Source organism: Lysinibacillus sp. FSL P2-0066 (genome assembly GCF_037969495.1).
Taxonomy (GTDB): Bacteria; Bacillota; Bacilli; order Bacillales_A; family Planococcaceae; genus Lysinibacillus; species Lysinibacillus boronitolerans.
In genome coordinates this window covers 4,128,692-4,150,208 of record NZ_CP150202.1, presented here as the reverse complement: position 1 = coordinate 4,150,208, position 21,517 = coordinate 4,128,692, and the positions used below count along the sequence as shown (strand labels likewise).

Sequence of the window (21,517 nt, the reverse complement as noted above, 5' to 3'; positions counted from 1 at the left end):
GCTATCTAAATAAAAGTCTACCTAAGAAACTGAGAGCGAAATATATTATCGTAAGTAGTTATTTTAGGTTCTATAATATTTTTTGGGGTATTTACACAATTACACGCATAAAAAAAGCACAGATTCACTGATTTATATATACTTGAATTGTCGAGAAACAAGTAATAGAAAGGTGAACTGTGCAAATGAATTTTAACATGAATATCCCAGGATTAAAAGATGTAGAGATTACGAAAGTAGAAGAAGTAGGCGATCGAATCGCATTGTATGTGCAATTGCCTAAGTGCACGCATCCATGTCCAGTTTGTGAAAAAAAAACATCGAAGGTTCACGATTACCGTATACAAAAGATCAATCATTTAAAATGGTTTGAACGTTTAACTATTCTTTTCTATAAACGTCGTCGTTATGTTTGTGATTGTGGAAAGCGTTTCTCTGAAAAATCCCCCTTCGTAGATAAATATCAACGTTACTCAAAGGAATGGAATCAAGTAGTGAGTATACGTGCTATTAAAGCTAAAACATTTAAAGAAGCTGCAGAAGTGCTAGGTACATCAACCACGACGGTTATTCGCCGTTTTAAAAAGGTAGCGAAAAAACAATTAGTAGAGGGTGTACGTTTACCAAAAGCAATTGCGATTGATGAGTATAAAGGCGATACAGATGCAGGTACGTATCAGTTAATCATTGCGAATGCGGAGACGCGCGAACCGATTGATATTTTACCGAATCGTAAAAAAGAAACCATAAAAAATTACCTAAGTCAGTATGGAGCAGATGTTGAGATAGTGGTCATGGATATGAATCCAAGTTTTAAAGCAGCTGTTCGTCAAGCGCTAGGTCGACCTGTTATTGTGGCAGACCGGTTTCATTTTAGCCGTTATATCTATTGGGCAATGGATGAAGTGCGCCGACAAGTACAAAAAGAATGGGACAAATACAATCGTACAAAGTGTAAACGTATGCGTCATGTATTGTATAAACGTGCATCTAAATTATCACCGAAACAACAGTGGTACTTACAGCGTTATACAGAAATGTCTGAAACATTAAAAGTAGCTCATGAATTAAAGGAAGCCTATTGTGAATGGTTTGATTGGGCAAAGACAAAAAATGATGTTGTAGAAGTGAAGAAGCGATTACTAGCTTTTTACCGTAAGGTAGAAGAGACAAAATTACCAGCTTTCTTAAAAGCCATTCAAACATTGAAGAACTGGCAAGTAGAAATCTTAAATAGCTTTAGTTTTGGTTATTCCAATGGCTTCTTGGAAGGCATTAATAATAAAACAAAAGTGATGAAACGGAATGCATATGGCTTTCAGCGTTTCGATCACTTTCGAGCAAAAATCTTATTAAATTTAAAGTATAAAGAAATCGGAGTTCATCTGGGTTAATGTGTTAAAAGATTACACCACCCCAACATTTGACTTAGAACCTTATTTTATTGAATGTGGGTAAAGTTTCTATGTAGAAAATTAACATTTTCGTTATAATAATTTTAATAATATGAAAATTTAAGGGGTTGGAATCCATGAAGGAAGAGTTAGATTATTTGAGGCCAAGATTAATGGAGATTTTTACGTATTTACATGCGAATCCAGAAATCAGCTGGCATGAGGTAGAAACCACCAATTATATAGTGGAGCTATTAACGCAAGAAGGTTTTTCTCCTAGACGATTTAAAAATTCCACAGGATTATATGTTGATGTAGGCAACGGTGACCCCAAAGTAGGATTAAGAACAGATATAGATGCTTTATGGCAAGAAGTAGATGGCCATTTCCGTGCGAATCATTCATGTGGACATGATGGGCATATGACGATGGCCATTGGTACACTATTACTTTTAAAAGAACTACAGCTATCTATTAATGGTACAATTCGTGTTATTTTCCAACCTGCTGAAGAAAAAGGGACTGGAGCATTATCCGTAATAGAAGAAGGCGTTATTGATGACTTAGATTATTTATTTGGTGTCCATGTAAGACCTGTTCATGAGCTAGAGGACGGCACTTATTGTGCGGCCTTATATCATGGTGCCTCTCGTTTACTTGAAGGCGAGATTATCGGAGAGGATGCCCATGCTGCAAGGCCACACCTTGGTATTAATGCAATTGAAGTAGGTGCAACAATTATCGAAGATTTGCGAACCATTCATACAGATCCTATGGTTCCTGTATCTGTAAAGATGACGAAATTCCATGCAGGGGGAGATTCGGGCAATATTATTCCAGGTAATGCCTCATTTACGATTGATATTCGTGCACAACAAAACAAAGTGATGGACGATTTAGCACAAGGTGTAAAGCGTGTGATAGATTCTTCTAAATTATTGCATAAGGTACAAATTGAATTACGTACAGTTGCCAATATCGTAGCTGCTGAAGTTGATACAAGTGCTCAATATTTGATGGAGCAGGCAATTATACAGGCTGCTGGATTATCAAATTTAAGAAAGCCCGTTCATACACCTGGTGGAGAGGATTTTCACCATTATGCTGTACAACGGCCACATTTAAAAACAACCATGCTAGGCTTGGGTTGTGGATTAACACCAGGGTTGCATCATCCGAAAATGAAATTTAAACAAGCAAGACTTGTCACAGGAGTGGAGATACTTACAAGAGCAGTTTTATTAGCTTTGGAGACAGGGCATAAAAAGGAGGCGTCAGCATAATGTTAGAGCAAGTACGTATTCACAAAGTAATGACACCGAAAGAAATTGCAGAGATCCAAAAATTAAATGCTGAAATATGGGGCAGCCAAGCAATTCCCTCCCATCAATTACTAGCTGCTGTACAAAATGGGGGAATCGTATTAGGAGCGTATTTAGATGAAAAGCTAATTGGCTTTAACTATTGCTTCGTTGGCTATCAGAATAGAGAAATGTACTTACATTCGCACATGATTGGTGTAGAAAAAGCATATCGTGAACAAGGTGTGGGTGAATTATTGAAGCATGCCCAACAAGAATATGCCAAAGAGCATGGTTTTCAACTTGTCCGCTGGTTAATTGAACCGTTAGAAGCACGTTTGGCGAATCTAGCATTTCTAAAATTGAACGCCACTAGTTATCAATATGAAAATGATTATTATGGTCCGCTTCGAGATGACTTTAATGAAGGACTACCTTCAGATAGATTAGTCGTTGAATGGTGGATTGAGCACGATCAAATGGCAGATAGCCTTGATGAATTAGAAGAAGTAGCGCAGGAAATTGTACCTTGGACATTAACAGTCGACGGATTACCGGTTCTAGATGTAGAAAATACATTTCAGTTGGAACAATCCTTTTATAAGGACGCCTATCTCTTACCAATCCCTCAATCACTACAGAAAATGAAAGTGGAAAGTCCAAAACTTGCAGAGGACTGGCGTTATAAAGTTCGCACAATCCTAACAACCTTATTTAACCAAGATTATGCCATTGTACGCATGAAGAAACATCCAGAATATGTTCATAGCTATCTGTTAGTCAGACGCTCCTTATTAGCTTTATAATCATGATAGGGAGTGAACATTGTGAGATTAGAAAAGATTACATTAAGGCATTTAAAAATGCCTATGAAAGCACCATTTACAACGAGTTTTGGCACTGTTGATGAAAAGGAACTGCTATTAATTGAGGCAAAAGATAAATCAGGGATCACAGGATGGGGAGAAACGGTTGCCTTTGTAGCACCATGGTATACAGAAGAGACATTAAAAACAACTTGGCACATGCTACAAGATTTTTTGATACCCATCTTGTTACATAAAGAGATCGGGCATCCAGATGAGGTGACCTCATTATTTGCACCTATTCGTCGAAACTGCATGGCGAAAGCTTCAATTGAGGGTGCTGTATGGGATATCTATGCTCAGCAAACAAAGCAATCACTTGCACAGGCGTTAGGTGGTCAAAAAAAACGTATTGAAGTGGGAGTCAGCGTGGGTATTCAACCATCTATCGCGCAGTTGATAGCATTAATAAAAGATCATATTGAAAAAGGCTACAAAAGAGTGAAGATTAAGATAAAGCCTGGAGAGGATGTCGAGGTAGTACGGGCAATTCGTGCGGAACTGCCAAATTTACCCTTGATGGTAGATGCAAACTCTGCTTATACGTTAGATGATATAGAAATACTACAGCAGCTTGATGACTTTAATTTATTAATGATTGAACAACCATTAGCTACTGATGATATTGTCGATCATGCAACATTGCAGAAAAAGTTAAAAACGCCTATTTGCTTAGATGAAAGCATCACATCATATGAGGATGCCAGACGAGCAATAGAACTTGGAAGCTGTGGTGTTATAAATATCAAGATTGGACGAGTAGGTGGTTTAACGGAAGCGAAACGAGTTCATGATCTGTGTAAAGCGAACCATATTCCAGTTTGGTGTGGAGGAATGTTAGAGGCAGGGATTGGACGAGCACATAATATTGCCTTAACATCTCTTAGTCATTTTTTATTACCTGGCGATACAGCAGGCTCTAGTCATTATTGGTATGAGGATATCATTGATCCAGAAGTAAACGTCAAAGATGGCTATATTGAGGTACCCCAGTCGGTAGGTATTGGTTTTAGGCCTAATATGGCTGTTATTGATAAATTAACGATTAGCAAAGAAATCTATCAATAAGGCAGTACGTAGTCAATCATTTAGTATATAGGAAAATGAGGAGAGAACTGATTGAAAAAAAGCTTGCAAATCGGTGGTGCCTATGTGGGGATTATCGTTGGAGCAGGATTTGCATCAGGGCAGGAGATTGTCCTTTATTTTACAAGCTATGGCTTTAAAGGCATATATGGAGCATTGTTAGCTATGGTTGGTTTCTCAATTGTTGGAATGTGTGTTGCTCAAGTGAGCTCTAGGCTTCGCACAGCATCCCATAAGGATTTGATTTATCAAATTTCAGGGAATGCTATGGGCTTTATATTGGATTTAGTTTTATCACTCTTTTTATTTGGTGTAGCTGTCATCATGTTTGCTGGGGCTGGTGCAACATTCCAGCAAATGTTTGGACTGCCTATCTGGCTAGGGAGTATTTGTATGATCTTGCTTACAGTAGCCACAGTCATGATGGATGTGAAAAGCATCATTAATATCATTGCACTTGCTACACCGTATCTACTAACCGTTGTGTCCATCATCGCTATCTATGCTATTGCAACGATGGATTTTACCTTTGCAGAGCAAGCTGTTATTGCTCAACAGGCTCAAATAAGTGAGAAAAGTTGGTGGGTAACGGCTTTATTATACATGTCGTTCAATGTAGGGGTTAGCTTCTCTTTATTGACTGTTATGTGTGGTTCTATACGCAATCATAAGGTAGCTGGCATGGGTGGTATAATTGGTGGGATTTTGTTAGGTGCTTTAATTTTACTTGTGAATTTCTCCCTTTTAGCAAAGATGAATATCATTGTTGGACTAGACATTCCGATGCTAGCGTTAGCTAATGAAATTCATCCGATTGTTGGAGTATTAATGACTATTTCTCTTTTGGGAATGATTTATAATACGGCAGTAGGGATGCTATATTCCTTTATGGTAAGATTTTTTGAGCCTAGTAGAGCAAGCTTTAGGGTTGCAGTCATATTTATAGGTGGTCTCGGTTTTTTAGCAAGCCTTGTAGGATTTACAACGCTAGTAGCTAAACTATATGCAGTGATGGGCTATGTAGGGCTAGTATTAATCATATTCATTATTTCTGCATGGTTAAGAGGCACTAAGAAAATTATTTAATATAAAAATGGTAATTGAGCGATAGACTTTATTCTCAATTACCTTTTTATTTGGATAAAAACATTGTAGAAATAGTGAATTATTTCGGTTCAATTGATTTGCGATAATGCTGATATTTCGTTAATTTGGCATATTTTTTAGTTAATCATAAATAAAACGAGAATAATTCTCATTTGTTGGTTGACTGAGAATAAAATCATGCTTATAATGGAAATCGTGAGTAATGATAATCATTTTCACTAATAAGCGAGTTACGCACAAAAATGAAATCTACCGGGGATTACTATGAAAATAAGATATCTTTTAACAGCAACTGTTTTGCTGTCTATTGTGTCGCTATTTATCGGAGTAGTTGATATTAAGCCTAGCGACCTATTAGACTTCCAATCAGAAGAAACTAGACTATTTTTAATTAGTCGTGTACCTAGACTTGTTGCCATCTTGCTAGCAGGTGCAGGTATGAGTATTGCTGGTTTAATTATGCAAAGCTTAAGTAGGAATAAATTCGTATCACCAACAACAGCTGGTACATTAGATGCCACACGGTTGGGTGTATTGATTTCAATGATGTTCTTTACGAATGTTACGTATTTCCAAAAAATTTCCTTCGCTTTCATATTTGCTTTAGCCGGCACATTACTATTTATGCAAATATTAAACCGAATTAAGTTTAAAGATGCGATTTTTATACCGCTTATTGGCTTAATGTTTGGGAATATATTGTCCTCTGTTACAACATTCTTTGCGTATAAGGCGAATATTATCCAGAACATTTCCGCATGGTTACAAGGAGATTTCTCATTAATCATGAAAGGCCGTTACGAACTGTTATACGTAAGTGTACCAATACTCATTTTGGCTTACATTTACGCAAATCGTTTTACAGTGGCTGGGATGGGAGAGGATTTTGCAAAAAATCTTGGTCTATCCTATAAATTTGTAGTCAATTTAGGCTTGGTGTTGGTAGCTCTTATCTCCACGACAGTGGTGTTAACAGTCGGTATCATTCCATTTCTTGGTTTGATTATTCCGAACATTATTTCTCTGTTTAAAGGTGATAATCTGGCAAAAACCTTGCCGCACACAGCATTACTTGGTATGTCATTCTTGTTATTCTGTGATATTTTAGGACGAGTACTGATTTTCCCTTATGAAATACCAATAAGTATGACTGTTGGTGTAATTGGAAGTGCCATCTTCCTATTCATGTTGTTTAGGGGGAGAGCATATGCGTAATCGTACAAAAATGTTCATTTTACTAGGTCTCGCTGTTATAGCAGTTGTCCTATATTTATTTTGGGAACTCAATGGTAATTATCACTATGCTTTTCCACGCCGTGTCATAAAGGTTGTGGCAATGGCATTAACGGGTATAGCGATTGCCTATTCAACAGTAGTTTTCCAAACAATTACACATAATCGAATTTTAACGCCAAGTGTCATGGGTTTAGATGCTTTGTATATGTTAATTCAAACATGCATCTACTTCTTCTTTGGCTCTACATCCATATTAGTTATTAATATCTACTATAATTTTACGCTTGCAATTGGAGCGATGATTCTATTCGCTTTAATTTTTTACCGAGTATTGTTTAAAGAAGGAAAGCGACCGATTTATTTTTTACTGCTTGTTGGGATGATTGTTGGTACGTTCTTAGGAAGTATTACAACGTTCTTCCAAGTATTAATAGATCCGAATGAGTTTTTAGGCTTACAAAGTAAAATGTTTGCAAGTTTCAATAATGTTAATTCAGATTTAGTTTGGCTAGCAGGCGTTATCATTTTAATAACATTTATCTACGGTGCTCGTCATATGAATCAATTAGACGTCATGTCTTTAGGACGAGACACAGCTATAAATTTAGGTGTACCTTACGATAAGCTGGTACAACGTATGTTAATCTTAGCTTCAATTTTGATTGCTGTTTCAACAGCGCTTGTTGGTCCGATCACGTTCTTTGGTTTAATCGTTGCAAATTTATCATATCAGTATTTCAGAACATACAAGCATTCCATCTTAATTACTGGCTCCTGTGTAATGAGTGTTGTAGCTTTAGTCGGTGGACAGTGGATGGTTGAACGTTTATTTAGTTTCACTACTACACTTAGTGTCATTATTAATTTTGTGGGTGGGGTTTACTTCATCTACTTATTATTAAGAGAAAGTAGGTCAGCAGGATGATACAAGTCAAAGAAATTACAAAGTTTTTTGGTAAAAAACCTGTCGTTCAAGATGTAAGTGTTGATATTGTCTCAGGAAAAATCACATCGTTTATTGGACCCAATGGTGCAGGGAAGTCCACGCTACTTTCTATGGTGAGTCGTTTACTGAATGCAGATACTGGTGAAGTACTACTCGATAAGGCAGATGTACGTAGCTGGAAATCAGATGATTTCGCTAAACGTGTATCGATTTTAAAGCAATCAAACTTTATGAATGTTCGTCTAACGATTCGTGAGCTTGTATCTTTTGGCCGTTTCCCTTACTCAAAAGGACACTTAAAACCTGAAGACGAAGAAAAAGTGGATGAAGCTATTCGCTATATGAATTTAGAAGATATGCAACATAATTATTTAGATGAGCTTTCAGGTGGTCAACGTCAGCGTGCATTTATCGCAATGGTTATTGCCCAAGATACTGAATATATCTTACTGGACGAACCATTAAATAATTTAGATATGAAGCATTCTGTCCAGATTATGAAGATTTTACGTAAGTTGGTTGATGAGTTAGGCAAAACAGTGGTTATCGTTTTACACGATATTAATTTTGCTTCTGTTTACTCTGACCATATTGTTGCATTAAAAGATGGCCGTGTTGTTAAAAATGGTCCTACAAATGACATTATTAACTCACATGCATTGAAGGAAATTTATGATATGGATATTCCTGTTCAAGAGCAGGATGGCTGTCGAATTTGTGTTTATTTTAATTCGTAAAAATAGTTCCAGATGATGAACATCTAACTATCAAATCATTTAATTAAAGGAGAAATTTCACAATGAAAAAATGGAAATTACTTACGGTATTAATGGCAATGATGCTATTAGTATTAGCTGCTTGCGGTTCGAAAGATGAAGCAAAAGAAGATGATAAAGGTACTTCAACTGACAAACCAGCTGAGGAACAGAATGGAGAATCATCAGTATATCCACTAACAATTCCAGGTAGCACAGTTGAAGGTCGTGACGGTAGTACAACATTTGAAGAAGTAACACTTGATAAAATGCCAGAAAAAGTTGTCGTTTTTGATAATGGTTTCTTAGATACATTAGATGCTTTAGGCGTTAATCCTACAGCAGTGGTACAAGACTCATTACCAGCATATTTAAGCAAGTTTAAAGATAGTACTTATGTAAACGCAGGTACATTATTCGAGCCTGATTATGAAAAATTATCTGAAATTAACCCAGATATTATTTTCATCTCTGGTCGTGCTTCAGCAGCTTATGCTGAATTATCTAAAATTGCTCCTACAGTATACATTGGTGTAGATAATACTAACTTCTTAGAGTCATTCAAAGCTAATACAGAATTAGCTGGTAAAATTTTTGGTAAAGAAAAAGAAGCAGCAGATGCGATCGCTGCATATGAAGCAAAAGTTGAAGAAGTAAAAGGCAAAGCAAGTGCATCGGAAGAGAAAGCTTTAATCGTATTAGGTAGTGAAGGCGCGTTATCAGCATATGGTTCTGGTTCACGTTTCGGTGTTATCCATGATGTATTTGGTGTGAAAGCTGCAGATGAGAAAGTTAAAGTTGGAACACATGGTGATAATGTAAGTTTTGAATATGTTCGTGATACGAACCCTGATATTCTATTTGTAGTTGACCGTGATGCAGTAGTAAATGAAAACGGTGAGTCAGGTACTAAAGCTGCAATTGAAAACGAAATCGTAAGTGCAACTAATGCGGTGAAGAACGGTAAAGTGTTCTACCTAGATCCAGAAGTTTGGTACCTTTCAGGTGGCGGTTTACAATCTGAAACACTAAAAGTTGAAGATGTATTAAAGGCGTTTAACTAATATGTTTGTACAAATTAAACGTATTGTTGTGAAGGAAGGGAATTCGGATAAAGTGGTGGAACGTTTTGGTGCTAATCCAAACGGACCATCATTACTTGAACAACAACCTGGTTTCATTGATAAACAGGTACTTGTTAAGAAAGTTCGCCGTGGTGATGAAGAAGTGCTTGTGATGGTTCGTTGGGAATCAGAAGAAGCATGGAAAAATTGGGAGAAGAGTCCTGAGCATATTGCAGGTCATAAGGCAAGCGCAGGTAAACCGAAGCCTGATCATATCATTGAAAGCGGACAAGAAGTTTATTATGTAAAAGGTTAATCATCTAAGGGTGTCTCAAGAGATTGAGACACCCTTTTTTGTTGAAAAAAGATCATGTCACTAGCAGAAAAAGCCTTTTAGCAAGGCGAGGGGTTAATTTCCGTTCCCTAGCGTCCTTTCCAGGAGCTTCCGATGAGCTTTTTTACTCACTTTCGATCGCTACAGAATCTCATCTGTGACGCTAGTTCCTCTCCAATCAACCATGTGCAAAAGTGTCTTTTCCTTATCTTTCATACTAGCTGTAGTAAATAAAATAACCCATTCCTTGTATGATGGAGAAAGGATAGGCTTCTATTTTCAAAGCATAAAGAGTAGTGAACCTACCTCACTTTATTTGAAAACCTTTGCTAAAAAGGAAACAATGAATGGAAGGCTACTCGACTCCCGTGGGATAGCGAGATAGATAAGCCTCTAAACGGAGCGGTAGCGGAGGAAGCGGCTCGGCACTTCCCACAGTATAGCAAGTAGCCTGCAATAGAAACGACTTTCTCCTTTCGCAAATATTCTATTAATCGCTTTATTTATCACACTATATAGTGGTGTCTCAAGAGATTGAGATACCTTTTTATATGACACAAAAAGCAGGTCACAATGATTGTTGACCTGCTTAGCTAAGTGGATAGGTTTAATGTTTAATAGATGGCTTTCTCCATTTACTAAATGTCGAATCCATATTAAAGGATATCGTGTTCTCATTAATGGACAAGCCTGAAATACTTGTATTACAAAGTTCATCCAAACTATCTGGGTGATTGTTATTATTAGATGCGTTGGCCGCCATTGCTAGCCCTCTAGCATTAATAATTGTGTCGTGTGGCGTTACATACACTATAGGGGAATCTATATTTAATCCAAAAGTGAAAGGATTGACTAATGACATACTAGAAATACTTTCGTTTGATATTCTAATAATTCCATATTGCTCAATATAATAATCTCGTTTTTGTTGAAATGTATCCTCAAATCCAGGAATATCACTAATATATTTTGAGTAGGGTGAAATGTTTTTATACGCAGCCAATGTTTCTTGATAGGCTTTTAATTCCGATTGTATAATGATTTTTTCAATTTGTCGTTGATCATTGCTTGGCTGTTTAATTGTAATTTCTTCAGTTGAGACAGAGATATTACATGAAAAAGTAGCCGTAAGTATGAAAACTGTTTCATTCATTTTAAGTCACTCCCAGTACAAAAAGATTTCATGTGCATCAATCTATCCTGACTTTAAAAATAAGATTTTATGGCTAATCTAAGCGTAACATCTGTTAGAACGCCATTTCAATGGTAAGTTTACGCCACTTTAATGGCGGTACTTGGTTCTCTACCGCCATTTTTTTAGTAATTATTAACAAAATTCTGGCGTGGTTTGCTTGAATAACGCCATTTTTTGGCGGTCTTTTACTTCAAAGAGGAAACAATGGTATTTAATGTATTATAGAATTGTACGACTAGTATTAATTCCCACTAATCTATATAATATCTAGTAATATACTAGATGGGAGAGAGGACTATTGAAGGATTTAGATGCACATATCGATGAATCATTAGACATCCTTATAGAAAACGAATTATTACTTGGCCCTGAGCTCAAGTTAATGCTAAAAAGCTTTAAAGAAGAAAAAACATCAGTAGGTTTTTCCTTTGGTAAATTGTGTTTTTGGCATTATGAAGCATTTTCAAGTAGTATAAATCAAGATATCTACAAGGTAGCTGCTGCAATTGAACTTCTTATACTATCTTTTGATATTATTGATGATCTGCAGGATAAGGATTCAGACTATATTTGGAACAAAACACCTGAATTATCATTAAACGTTGCTTTAGCTATGCTGGTCATGGCATCTAAAACAATAGATGAAACCTCTTTTGTCCATAAAAGAGCGGCTATAAAGCTACTTGAGGAATACGCTTTAAAAAGTATAAATGGACAGCAATTAGACTTGCTAAATAGTTGTCGTGATGAAGATTCCTATGTACAAATGATTACCTTGAAATCTGGCTCATTAACAGCAATGGGTTGCTTGATTGGTGAAGTACTTGCAAAAGGAGAAATATCTCAAGAAGTAGAGGAATATGGGAAATACATAGGCATCATCCAACAAATTAAAAATGATATTCAAAGCTTAAAGGCGTGGGGTCCTAAAAATGATTTGCTAAATAAAAGGTATTCTCTGCCTATTATTTATCTTTTATCACAGAAAAATGATGTTTCAAAATCTGTTTCTAGCTATTATAATGATGATATAGTTACAGATTTGGATAATAATGCAACAGAAGATGCGTTGACAAATGGTGGGGCAATACGTTATGCCATTACGATAAAAAACGTCTACAAGTTTAAAGCATTGAATTATCTTGAAAATGTAGCTATAAATGAGATAGGTAGAGAATACCTACAAAAACTATTGAAATGAGGAGAGATAAGAATGATTAATGTAATCCAATATTTAGAGCAAAATCCAAGCCTAGTTGCACTATTAAGAGAACAAAAAGCCTCATTAGTTGGAGTTTCATCTGTAGAACAAAAAGCAATTTTAGAAGCGTTTAACGGTGAAATGAATACAGAAAGTGATATTTGGAACTAAGAAAGTTGCGAAGTAAGTTGTTTTGGCCCGCTATAATTCTCTATTTAATTATTGGTTTTTATTTAAATTATGTGAATTATAGCGAGCCTTATATACAGATTGGATTAGAAGAAGAGAATGGCAGATGGGTCATTTCTCAACTATATTATAAAGACTGGGCAGAGGGTCAAAATATTTCTGTTGGTGATGCAATTTTAACTGTAGATACTGAACCCATCAACGAATTAAAACAACTGAGGTATAAATCAAAAATTTTATCTGCTAATGAAATAACAATACTGAAGCCCGATGGAGATCTAATCAATATACATATTAAGCATTTGGATATCCCTCAACAATTTATCTATGTTTTAATCATTCCAGCTTGTTATTATTTATTAACATTATTTGTTGCATTTTATTTACATTTTAAACAAAGAAATACAAAGTTAGCTGATTTACTAATTCTCTTTATGTTAACGGTTTCTTTGGCTTATGTAAGCAGTGGTGTCTCTGGTAGAATGGATACGATTGGCATTATCGTAAATCGAAGTAGTATGCTGTTATGTTTAGTTATACTGTTACATTTTTTGAGAAATTATTACTCATTTATGAAAACTAATTGGGTGTTTACAAATAATATCAAGCTCTTTTATATACTTCCTTTCATAGCTTTTATATTAGGCTGTGTGGGCACTATTTATCCTGCTTCAAATGATATTCTTTCCAATGTTATATTGGCTATTTTCTTTATTCTCCTTGTGATCATCCTTAGTATTTTATTAATAAGCTATTTTAAGTACAGCTCACCTCAGTTGAAAATTTTATTAAATAGTATACTAATACCGTTTCTTCCATTTCTTTTTTTATATGCACTCCCAAAAATACTTTTTCATACGTATATACTTTCATCTGAGATAAGCTCGTTATTTTTATTGCTTATACCTTTTAGCTTTATTTTTACGCAATTAGCAGAGAGATTATTTGATATTGAATACCATATTACAAGATTACGTTATTATGTTATATTCTCTTTAATCTTTACTGTATGGTTCACAGTGGGACTATATCTTATTGCAGGGCATTATTTAACAATGACTGTCATGTCAGGAGTAGCTTTCTTTACATTTGCTTCATTGGTTATACTTTTTTACGTAAAAGAGAAGGTTGATTATCGCAAGCGGAAAATTTTATTCTCCACAAAGGGCGACTATATTCATCAGCTATATACAGCCGTAGATAAAATTGGAAAAACAATTAAAATTAACGAACTTTTAGAGAAGTTTGCTTACGAGGTTTCCATGCATCTGGAGTTAGAGGATGTTTTTGTCTTAACATATAACTATGACAAAAATGAATTCATAACAAATGCTGGAGAAAGTATTACGATTGATCCTGACATAATGGAAGAAATCAGATTAGGTGAAATAAGAAAGATTGACAAAGTTTATATAGCATTTCTCCATCAGGATGCACATTTTAAAAGAGCTTTAGTGCTCGGGCATAATAATACGATTCAATTAAAAGATGAGGAGCTTTTGTGGCTTGAATTGCTCTTATTATATGTAAATAATTTTATTGAAAATACTAAGATGGTGGAAGAACTGCTAGAGGAACTGAAGCATATGAAGCAAGCTGATGATGGTCAGTTACCATGGCTAAATAAGCTATTATGGCTAAGGTTTGAAGAAGAAAAATACCAATTAGCTCAAGAGTTACATGATACCAATTTACAGGAGCAACTTCATATTGCTCGCGAGGTGGATGTCCTAGTAAATGCAAAAAATACAACGGATATTCAAGAAAAGCTTGCAAAAATTCATAAACAAATGGTTGCCTCCTTACATGAATTACGTACTTATTGTGAAAACCTCAAACCCCCGTTACTAGATACATTAGGTTTAAATGCTGCATTAGAAAAGTTGATTCGGAAAGTCCAAGAAAGAGCTAACTTCGCGCTTATTTACACAATTGATCGACTTTATTTAGAGGATGAGCGCATGAATTTAATGATTTATCGTTTATTCCAAGAGCTACTTAATAATGCGTTAAAGCATTCCTATGCAGCTTCTGTTGAAATTCATTTAAAAGAAATGAACGATGGTTTCGAAATCATTTATAAAGATGATGGTGTAGGCTGTAATGTAGAGGACATTATAGTAGCAGAATCGATGGGCATTCAAGGCATGCAGGAGCGTGTAAAAGCGTTTAATGGGCAATTTGCTATTGACTCGAATATCAATGAAGGGATGTTTATTAGAATCATGGTGAAAGAAGGGAGTGAAACACTTGATTACGATGCTCATAGTGGATGATCACCCTATAGTGTTAGAGGGAACTAAAAATTTATTTCAAGAGAATGAAGATATTATCATCGATACGGAAAGTGATGCAACTTGTGTCATTCAAAGGATAAAGAATAAACCGTACGATATCTATCTAATAGATATCAATATGCCATTAGAAAATGGAATTAACCTAGCCCGTAATATCAAAGCTATTCAGTCAAATGCTTCTGTTATTCTTTACACAGGCGATGATATTACGGATTATTATCCACTCATTTTAGAAAGAAAAATAGAAGGCATTTTAGCTAAAACAGCTTCGAAAGAGCAAATATTAAGAACAGTAAGGGCAATTGCAAACGGCGAAATTGTTTTACCTAAAAATTTCTTAGATTTTCTGGATGATAAATTTAAACTGCAAGGTGCTAAAAACATTCACTTAAATGAAAAGGAAAAGAAAATTTTAAGACTCATTGCAGAGGGCCATACAAATAAAGCAATCGCTATTGAATTAAATATTCCTCAACGAACAACGGAGAGATATTTAACTCAACTCTTTTCTTTGTTAAATGTAGACTCACGAACAGAAGCTGTAAATCTTGCTGAGAGAATGAATTTACTCTAAACAACTTCTATGCTATACTGTTGGTATATTTTTCAATTAATAGGGAGCATTATGGGAATTGAATAGCCTATATTTTCCCTCAGTTAAATAAATCCAAATTTCTGTGTTAAATAGCCTATGAAATATAAAAGACACCGCCAAAAAAGTGGCGGTGTTTTTTTATAACCGCCAAATCACGCCAAAAATTTGTCTGAATCACGCCAGAAAATTGGCGTAAACCCGAAGTTGAAATAACGGTATAACTACTGGTACGCTTAAATTAACAGTGGTTAAGTAGATTTGCTTTAGTAAGTAATATATAAATCATTTTATTAAAATAAGCAGCCTGACTATCTATGAATAAAGTAGCGTTAGTAGATTGTAGAATGTTACTAGCTAGTCAATATACTTCACCATAAAACTTTATAAAGGTAGGCGTGTATTGTGAAAGTAGAACTTGAAAATTTGTTTTCCATAGATGAAACTAGTCAAGATCAAGTTATTAACGTTTATAATCGTCATGGTATTGCTATTGGTGCGCCTGAATTGAGAAAAAGAAACTTAAAAACAAAATTTAATCCTATCTTTACATTAAATGAAGATGTAACATACGAGCAGGTAACAGCTTTATATGAGTCTTTAGAGCGTGAATTTGGAATCGTTTCGATTGGAGAACGTTTTTATTTTGAATTCTCGGATATAGAGTATGAACGTGCACCATTATTTACTTTAAATTCAACAGGTAATTCACCAGAAATGTTCTTAGAAGATAAGGGGACACTATTTTCTTTAAGTACACATTGTAAGTGTTGTGGGCTCATGGATAAAGAGCAGTTATCACCAATAGTCATTGATACTACGCAGATGAAAGACCGTCATTTAGTGCATGTAAATGGTTATTGGGTAGCTTCTGAGGAATTAGTATCATTAATGCAAAAAGAAAAGCTAGAAGGCTATGAGCTTTTAGAGGTAATCCATCAAGGACTTGCAGAAGGCAAACAGCCAGCTTATCAAATTATTCCTGTACAAATGCTACCTGAGTGTAGTAAGGACAGAGTTAAATTATACTTTGCAACTGAGCAACCTCCATGCAGTTGTGGCTTAAACGGAGTCATTAATGGACCTGATATTTATCACCATGAAGATTTGAAAAATCTAAAAGGCGATGTTTTTTACTCAGCCGAGTGTAGTCATGATGGAAGATATCTATATAGAAAAACATTGTTTAGCAAACGATTTAGAGAAACTATTATAAAATATGGTATTTCGCGTGAAGTTAGAGGAGAAAAGGATGCAAACTTTGGTCCAAAAGATTGGCTATTTGATCCAGTGCTAATCAAGTAGGACAAATTTGGAATAGTAAAGAATAAGGGAGTGTTTAAGGTGTTTAGAAGAATACTACCTATAGTAGCCATATTATTCATTGTTGCATTGGCCGTTTCCAATTATTTTAACAAACACGAAGAAGAATCTATCACCATTTATCAAGAGGTCAATGGCGTAAACCTTTCTTAAAATGAATGCCTATTTTTCATTCAAAAAAGATCGATTTGTGTTATGATGTGAAGAATATAGCATGAATGTTTTTTGAGGTGAAAAAATGAAAAAATGGGCATATCCTTTAGCAGTTTTAACGTTAATTGTCTTTATTGTATTAAGAGTCACTTATCAAAGTGAGTTTCTGAAAACATTTGATGCAAAGATGGCAGAGCTTCTTTTTGGTAATCGTTTTATTGAGATCTTTCATTATATTGGTGAGCCCAAATTTGTTGTTGCTGTTGCAGTAGTTTTAATGGCGTATTTAGCTTGGAAGGTAAAAAATTATCGAGGTATGCTATTTGTTGTACTAACTTTTGCAGTAGGCAATGTTCTGAACCAATTACTAAAAAAATGGGTGCAACGTCCACGACCTGAAATTGAGGAACAGCTGACATCCTTTAGTTTTCCATCGGGACATTCGATGACAGGTATTCTTTATTTATTTACACTTGCTTATATTTTAGCGGAGAATAGTAGTAAAGGACGTAAAATCCTTCTATGGCTTGGAGCAACGATTTTGATGGTGCTTATTGGTTTATCACGTATTGCAGGAGCTCGACATTTTGCTACAGATGTACTTGCTGGTTGGAGCATCGGCTATACTTGGTTTATCATCTGTGTCATCTGGTACGAACGCCGTAAACGCTTATTTCAATCAAATCATAAATAAAAAGACAGGCAGTATCTATTTCACAGGATAGATACTGCTTTTTTTACGTTTAATTGAGACATTGTAAAGAATGATATTTGCCTTATAAAAAAGAATTGCGTAAAGGAAACTTCTACGCTAAGATGAGTACAATAAGAAAAAGAGCAAAGGAAGAAGGGTATGGACGGAAATGTTTTACTGGCATTAGGATTAACTCTTTTTGCCGGACTTGCAACAGGTGTAGGTAGTTTAATAGCATTTTTTACATCAAGAACAAATACAAAATTTTTATCCTTAGCATTGGGTTTTTCAGCAGGGGTAATGATCTATGTATCTCTTGTAGAAATATTTGTGAAAGCTAAAGATGCTTTAACCAATGCATTAGGTACAACAAATGGCTATTGGATGACAATCCTTGGATTTTTCGGTGGGATGTTATTTATTGCCTTGATTGATAAATTCATTCCGAAGGCTACTAATCCTCATGAAGTAAAGCTAGTAGAGGATGTTAATGCTATCAAACCACAGGTTAATGAAGAACATTTGATGAAGATGGGCGTTTTTACGGCTCTGGCGATTGGCATTCATAATTTTCCAGAGGGGATCGCTACATTTATGTCAGCTATTAATGACCCGAATGTAGGGATTGCTATTGCCATTGCAGTTGCTATTCACAATATTCCAGAAGGCATTGCTGTATCTGTTCCTATTTTCTTTGCAACAGGTAATCGAAGGAAAGCCTTTAAATTATCCTTTTTATCAGGATTGGCAGAGCCTGTTGGTGCATTAGTAGCCTTTTTGCTCCTTATGCCCTTTTTAACGGATGTCATGTTTGGTATCGTTTTTGCTGGGGTCGCAGGGATAATGGTCTTTATTTCACTAGATGAATTGCTACCGGCTGCACAAAGATATGATGAAACACATTTATCGATGTATGGTTTAGTAGGGGGAATGGCGGTCATGGCCATTAGCCTAGTATTATTAGCATAAGTAAGTAGGAAAAGGGAGACATCTTTGTAAAAGTGGCTCCTTTTTCTTTTTTCTATTAACGTGTAAGAACAGCTTTTTTTGACTCCACTAGCTCTTGTATTATTTTGAGACAATCATGAAATGTGGTAAAAGGTCTATATGGAACATGAAGCTCTTCACAGCGTTGGATAAGATGATCTCTAGCTAAAACAATATCTGCTAGTTTAGCTGCTTCAAAATCTGATAGAGAATCACCAATTACAATTTTATAATGATCTTCCTTAGCAAGCTTCCGCATCACGCTTGGCTTACAGCAGCCGCAACCTTGTGTGCTATATTTCGCGCATGCCTCATCACAGCTATTGGGGTAGATTAATTCTATTTGTTCACCAGAAAAATCAGCTCTATTACAGTAGATGCCTGAAAAAGGACCAAATTTTTCAACTAAAGGCTCGATGAAAAAATCAACTCCGCCACTTACAATATAAAATGGAATATGGTTGTTTTGAGCATAGCGTGCAAAATCTCCAAATCCCTCACGTATGACTGCTGAATCCATTAGATATTGAATGATTTCATCTTTTTGGTGAGTAGAAAGTAGATGAAACATTGCTGATAGCCCATCTTTAAATGAAATGGTTTGTTCCATCATCGCTTGGGCAATTTTCTCAGATTCTTCTGGTACAAATTCAGTCATAAGTGAAAAGATGTTATCTGTTTCTGTTATCGTGCCATCGAAATCACAGAATATAATGGGTTTCAAGGCAATCCCTCCTTAGAAAAGCACATTTAAAAAGTTTAATTCTATCCTTCTATATTATTAGTTTTATACGTACTTACTTTCAAGAAAAAACGCCTACTATTATAGTAGACGTTTCATACATTCATTGACTTGTATACCATGTTCATCAGCTTTTGTTAAAATAATTTGATGCTCAGGGAATTGCTTTGTCATTAATTGAACGAAGTCAGGCGCAATAGCAGAAGGAATAATAGAAATCAATGTTGGTCCAGCGCCACTTAGAGCAGTACCATATGCACCGTTCGATTTTGCTGCCATACGAATTTCCTCATAAGCAGGAATTAGCTTTGCACGAAACGGTTCATGGAATAAATCTGCCTCCATATAACGTCCAGCACGTTCAAAATCACGTGCCATTAAAGAAGCAGCTAACATATTCGCATTTGCTGAAGCATGAACAGCATAGGAGCGATTAAATTGCTCTGGTAAAACAGAACGGGATTCGCTCGTTTTTAATTCAACATCTGGTACATATACAACAAAGGAGGCATCGATATCATTGATGTGGAATGTATCGACTATGCCTTTGTCATCCATTGAAGAAATCGTTAATCCTCCTAAAACTGAAGCAGTTGCGTTATCTGGATGTCCTTCAATTTGTGAAGAGAGATTGAGTTTATCTTGAATTGTTAATCCAAGCTCGCATACTTGATTTGCAAGTTCGATACCTGCAACAATAACTGCTGCACTGCTGCCAAGTCCTCGTGCCAACGGAAGTTCACTAGCCATCTCTACACGACAAGCAGGTAGCTGTTGACCATATAGATCTGCAGTTTTTTTAGCAATAACGTATAGTAAGTGTTCTTCAAGCTCAAACTCTTTAGGACCATTATCATCAAGATGAATAATTTCCCATTGTTCTTGTAGGGTAACAGAAAGCTTTAAGTAAAGAGACAAGCCAAGTCCTATTGAATCAAAGCCTGGACCTAAATTGGCTGTGCTTCCAGGAACTGAGATTTGCCAAATTTTACTCATAGTACACCCTCAATATATGCACGAATTTCTTCTTCATCGTTTTTAAGAGATACGACCTCTACAGTGGATACATTCATGGCTGTATCAGGATCTTTTAGTCCATTCCCTGTAAAGATTGTTACAACTTTAGCGCCCTGAGGGATTTTTCCGTTTTCAACAGATTTTATAACACCTGCTAAAGAAGCAGCAGAGCCTGGTTCAACAAAAATGCCTTCTGTACTTGCGATTAATTTGTAGGCTGCTACAATTTCTTCATCAGTCACGGAATCAATGATACCACCAGATTCATCGCGAGCCGCTTCTGCCAAATTCCAGCTCGCAGGATTGCCAATTCGAATGGCAGTTGCTACTGTCTCAGGATTCGCAATTGGCTCTCCTTTAACGATTGCTGCAGCACCTTCAGCTTCAAAGCCATACATTTTTGGTAGACCACAATTTTTAGCAGCGTGATATTCTTTAAACCCTTTCCAATATGCAGTAATATTACCTGCATTACCAACAGGTATACACAGATAATCCGGTGCTGAACCTAACGCATCTACAATTTCAAACGATGCCGTTTTTTGACCTTCGATACGGTACGGATTCACAGAGTTAACAAGCGCAACTGGTGTTGTTTCACTTACTTGGCGAACGATATTAAGAGCATCATCAAAGTTTCCGTCAATTTCGATGATTTTTGCCCCGTACATTGTTGCTTGTGCTAGCTTTCCAAGAGCCACTTTACCTTTTGGAATAACAACGATTGATTGAATACCTGCACGCGTTGCATAAGCAGCCGCAGCAGCAGAAGTGTTTCCTGTAGAGGCACAAATAACGCATTGACTTCCATCCTCGATAGCTTTTGCAACAGCAAATACCATTCCTCGGTCTTTAAATGAGCCAGTAGGGTTTGCACCTTCAATTTTTCCGTAAAGCTCAATGCCTAGTTTCTTAGATAAATTCACTAAATGTATAAGAGGCGTATTGCCTTCGTTTAAAGTTAAAGCAGGTGTATTTTCAGTTACGGGTAAAAATTGTTTATATTCTTCAATAAGGCCTTTCCACATAACGTAACGA

At 35.9% G+C, this 21,517-nt stretch carries 22 protein-coding genes; 18 read left to right on the top strand and 4 right to left on the bottom strand.

Features of this window, described 5'->3' with window-relative positions:
- Positions 1-179: 179 nt before the first annotated feature.
- The 10 genes from MKZ14_RS20635 (at position 180) to MKZ14_RS20590 (ending at position 10,071) form a co-directional block, all read left to right on the top strand.
- Positions 180-1,394 (top strand): ISL3 family transposase, encoded by a 1,215-nt coding sequence (locus MKZ14_RS20635; RefSeq protein WP_333007013.1) that lies wholly within the window; start codon positions 180-182, stop codon positions 1,392-1,394.
- Positions 1,395-1,531: 137 nt separating this feature from the next.
- A complete protein-coding gene (locus tag MKZ14_RS20630) occupies positions 1,532-2,677 on the top strand; it encodes a M20 peptidase aminoacylase family protein (protein ID WP_016995394.1) in 1,146 nt (381 codons plus the stop codon).
- On the top strand, positions 2,677-3,501 hold the full coding sequence (locus MKZ14_RS20625) for a GNAT family N-acetyltransferase (RefSeq protein WP_036079445.1): 825 nt from the start codon (positions 2,677-2,679) through the stop codon (positions 3,499-3,501). Before MKZ14_RS20630 ends, MKZ14_RS20625 begins: the two co-directional genes overlap by 1 nt.
- A gap of 21 nt (positions 3,502-3,522) precedes the next feature.
- Positions 3,523-4,629: an o-succinylbenzoate synthase gene (menC, locus tag MKZ14_RS20620; RefSeq protein WP_312123948.1), complete on the top strand. Its 1,107-nt coding sequence runs from the start codon at positions 3,523-3,525 to the stop codon at positions 4,627-4,629.
- Positions 4,630-4,680: 51 nt separating this feature from the next.
- Positions 4,681-5,733, top strand: a complete 1,053-nt coding sequence (locus MKZ14_RS20615; protein ID WP_258860746.1) for a hypothetical protein — start codon at positions 4,681-4,683, stop codon at positions 5,731-5,733.
- A gap of 285 nt (positions 5,734-6,018) precedes the next feature.
- Complete coding sequence (locus MKZ14_RS20610) at positions 6,019-6,969, top strand: ABC transporter permease (protein ID WP_016995399.1); 951 nt, start codon at positions 6,019-6,021, stop codon at positions 6,967-6,969.
- Positions 6,962-7,915 (top strand): iron chelate uptake ABC transporter family permease subunit, encoded by a 954-nt coding sequence (locus tag MKZ14_RS20605; RefSeq protein WP_004231949.1) that lies wholly within the window; start codon positions 6,962-6,964, stop codon positions 7,913-7,915. Before MKZ14_RS20610 ends, MKZ14_RS20605 begins: the two co-directional genes overlap by 8 nt.
- Positions 7,912-8,673, top strand: a complete 762-nt coding sequence (locus MKZ14_RS20600) for an ABC transporter ATP-binding protein (protein ID WP_048394201.1) — start codon at positions 7,912-7,914, stop codon at positions 8,671-8,673. Before MKZ14_RS20605 ends, MKZ14_RS20600 begins: the two co-directional genes overlap by 4 nt.
- Before the next feature lie 62 nt (positions 8,674-8,735).
- Complete coding sequence (locus MKZ14_RS20595) at positions 8,736-9,755, top strand: siderophore ABC transporter substrate-binding protein (RefSeq protein WP_339280397.1); 1,020 nt, start codon at positions 8,736-8,738, stop codon at positions 9,753-9,755.
- A gap of 1 nt (position 9,756) precedes the next feature.
- Positions 9,757-10,071, top strand: a complete 315-nt coding sequence (locus MKZ14_RS20590; protein WP_016995403.1) for an antibiotic biosynthesis monooxygenase — start codon at positions 9,757-9,759, stop codon at positions 10,069-10,071.
- A gap of 625 nt (positions 10,072-10,696) precedes the next feature.
- On the opposite strand, the gene MKZ14_RS20585 is transcribed toward MKZ14_RS20590, so the two are convergent.
- Positions 10,697-11,242, bottom strand: a complete 546-nt coding sequence (locus tag MKZ14_RS20585) for a hypothetical protein (RefSeq protein WP_016992693.1) — start codon at positions 11,240-11,242, stop codon at positions 10,697-10,699.
- A 340-nt stretch (positions 11,243-11,582) separates the two neighbouring features.
- Between MKZ14_RS20585 and MKZ14_RS20580 the strand changes: the two genes are divergently transcribed.
- From MKZ14_RS20580 to zupT, 8 genes are all read left to right on the top strand, one after another.
- A complete protein-coding gene (locus tag MKZ14_RS20580) occupies positions 11,583-12,485 on the top strand; it encodes a polyprenyl synthetase family protein (protein ID WP_036079437.1) in 903 nt (300 codons plus the stop codon).
- 12 nt (positions 12,486-12,497) lie between these two features.
- A complete protein-coding gene (gene comX, locus MKZ14_RS20575; RefSeq protein ID WP_016994779.1) occupies positions 12,498-12,656 on the top strand; it encodes a competence pheromone ComX in 159 nt (52 codons plus the stop codon).
- Between the two features lie 5 nt (positions 12,657-12,661).
- Positions 12,662-14,950 (top strand): ATP-binding protein, encoded by a 2,289-nt coding sequence (locus MKZ14_RS20570; protein WP_339280396.1) that lies wholly within the window; start codon positions 12,662-12,664, stop codon positions 14,948-14,950.
- Positions 14,934-15,545 carry a response regulator transcription factor gene (locus MKZ14_RS20565; protein WP_238543007.1) on the top strand — a complete coding sequence of 204 codons (612 nt, stop codon included), beginning with the start codon at positions 14,934-14,936 and terminating at the stop codon, positions 15,543-15,545. The genes MKZ14_RS20570 and MKZ14_RS20565 overlap by 17 nt, the downstream gene beginning before the upstream one ends.
- Before the next feature lie 423 nt (positions 15,546-15,968).
- Positions 15,969-16,868 (top strand): hypothetical protein, encoded by a 900-nt coding sequence (locus tag MKZ14_RS20560; RefSeq protein ID WP_339280395.1) that lies wholly within the window; start codon positions 15,969-15,971, stop codon positions 16,866-16,868.
- Positions 16,869-16,907: 39 nt separating this feature from the next.
- The gene (locus MKZ14_RS20555; protein ID WP_333006629.1) at positions 16,908-17,039 is read left to right on the top strand and encodes a hypothetical protein; all 132 of its coding nucleotides are present in this window, start codon (positions 16,908-16,910) and stop codon (positions 17,037-17,039) included.
- A gap of 85 nt (positions 17,040-17,124) precedes the next feature.
- Positions 17,125-17,733, top strand: coding sequence for a phosphatase PAP2 family protein (locus tag MKZ14_RS20550; RefSeq protein ID WP_016992735.1), 609 nt, complete (start codon positions 17,125-17,127; stop codon positions 17,731-17,733).
- Positions 17,734-17,892: 159 nt separating this feature from the next.
- Positions 17,893-18,702: a zinc transporter ZupT gene (gene zupT / locus MKZ14_RS20545; protein ID WP_016992734.1), complete on the top strand. Its 810-nt coding sequence runs from the start codon at positions 17,893-17,895 to the stop codon at positions 18,700-18,702.
- Between the two features lie 55 nt (positions 18,703-18,757).
- On the opposite strand, the gene MKZ14_RS20540 is transcribed toward zupT, so the two are convergent.
- The 3 genes from MKZ14_RS20540 to thrC all read right to left on the bottom strand — a co-directional run bounded on the left by MKZ14_RS20540 (position 18,758) and on the right by thrC (position 21,507).
- Entirely contained in the window at positions 18,758-19,444 is a 687-nt protein-coding gene (locus MKZ14_RS20540; RefSeq protein ID WP_339280394.1) for a 2-hydroxy-3-keto-5-methylthiopentenyl-1-phosphate phosphatase, read from the bottom strand.
- Positions 19,445-19,543: 99 nt separating this feature from the next.
- Positions 19,544-20,458, bottom strand: coding sequence for a homoserine kinase (gene thrB, locus MKZ14_RS20535; RefSeq protein WP_016992732.1), 915 nt, complete (start codon positions 20,456-20,458; stop codon positions 19,544-19,546).
- Positions 20,455-21,507 carry a threonine synthase gene (gene thrC, locus MKZ14_RS20530; protein WP_016992731.1) on the bottom strand — a complete coding sequence of 351 codons (1,053 nt, stop codon included), beginning with the start codon at positions 21,505-21,507 and terminating at the stop codon, positions 20,455-20,457. Before thrC ends, thrB begins: the two co-directional genes overlap by 4 nt.
- Positions 21,508-21,517: the final 10 nt, after the last annotated feature.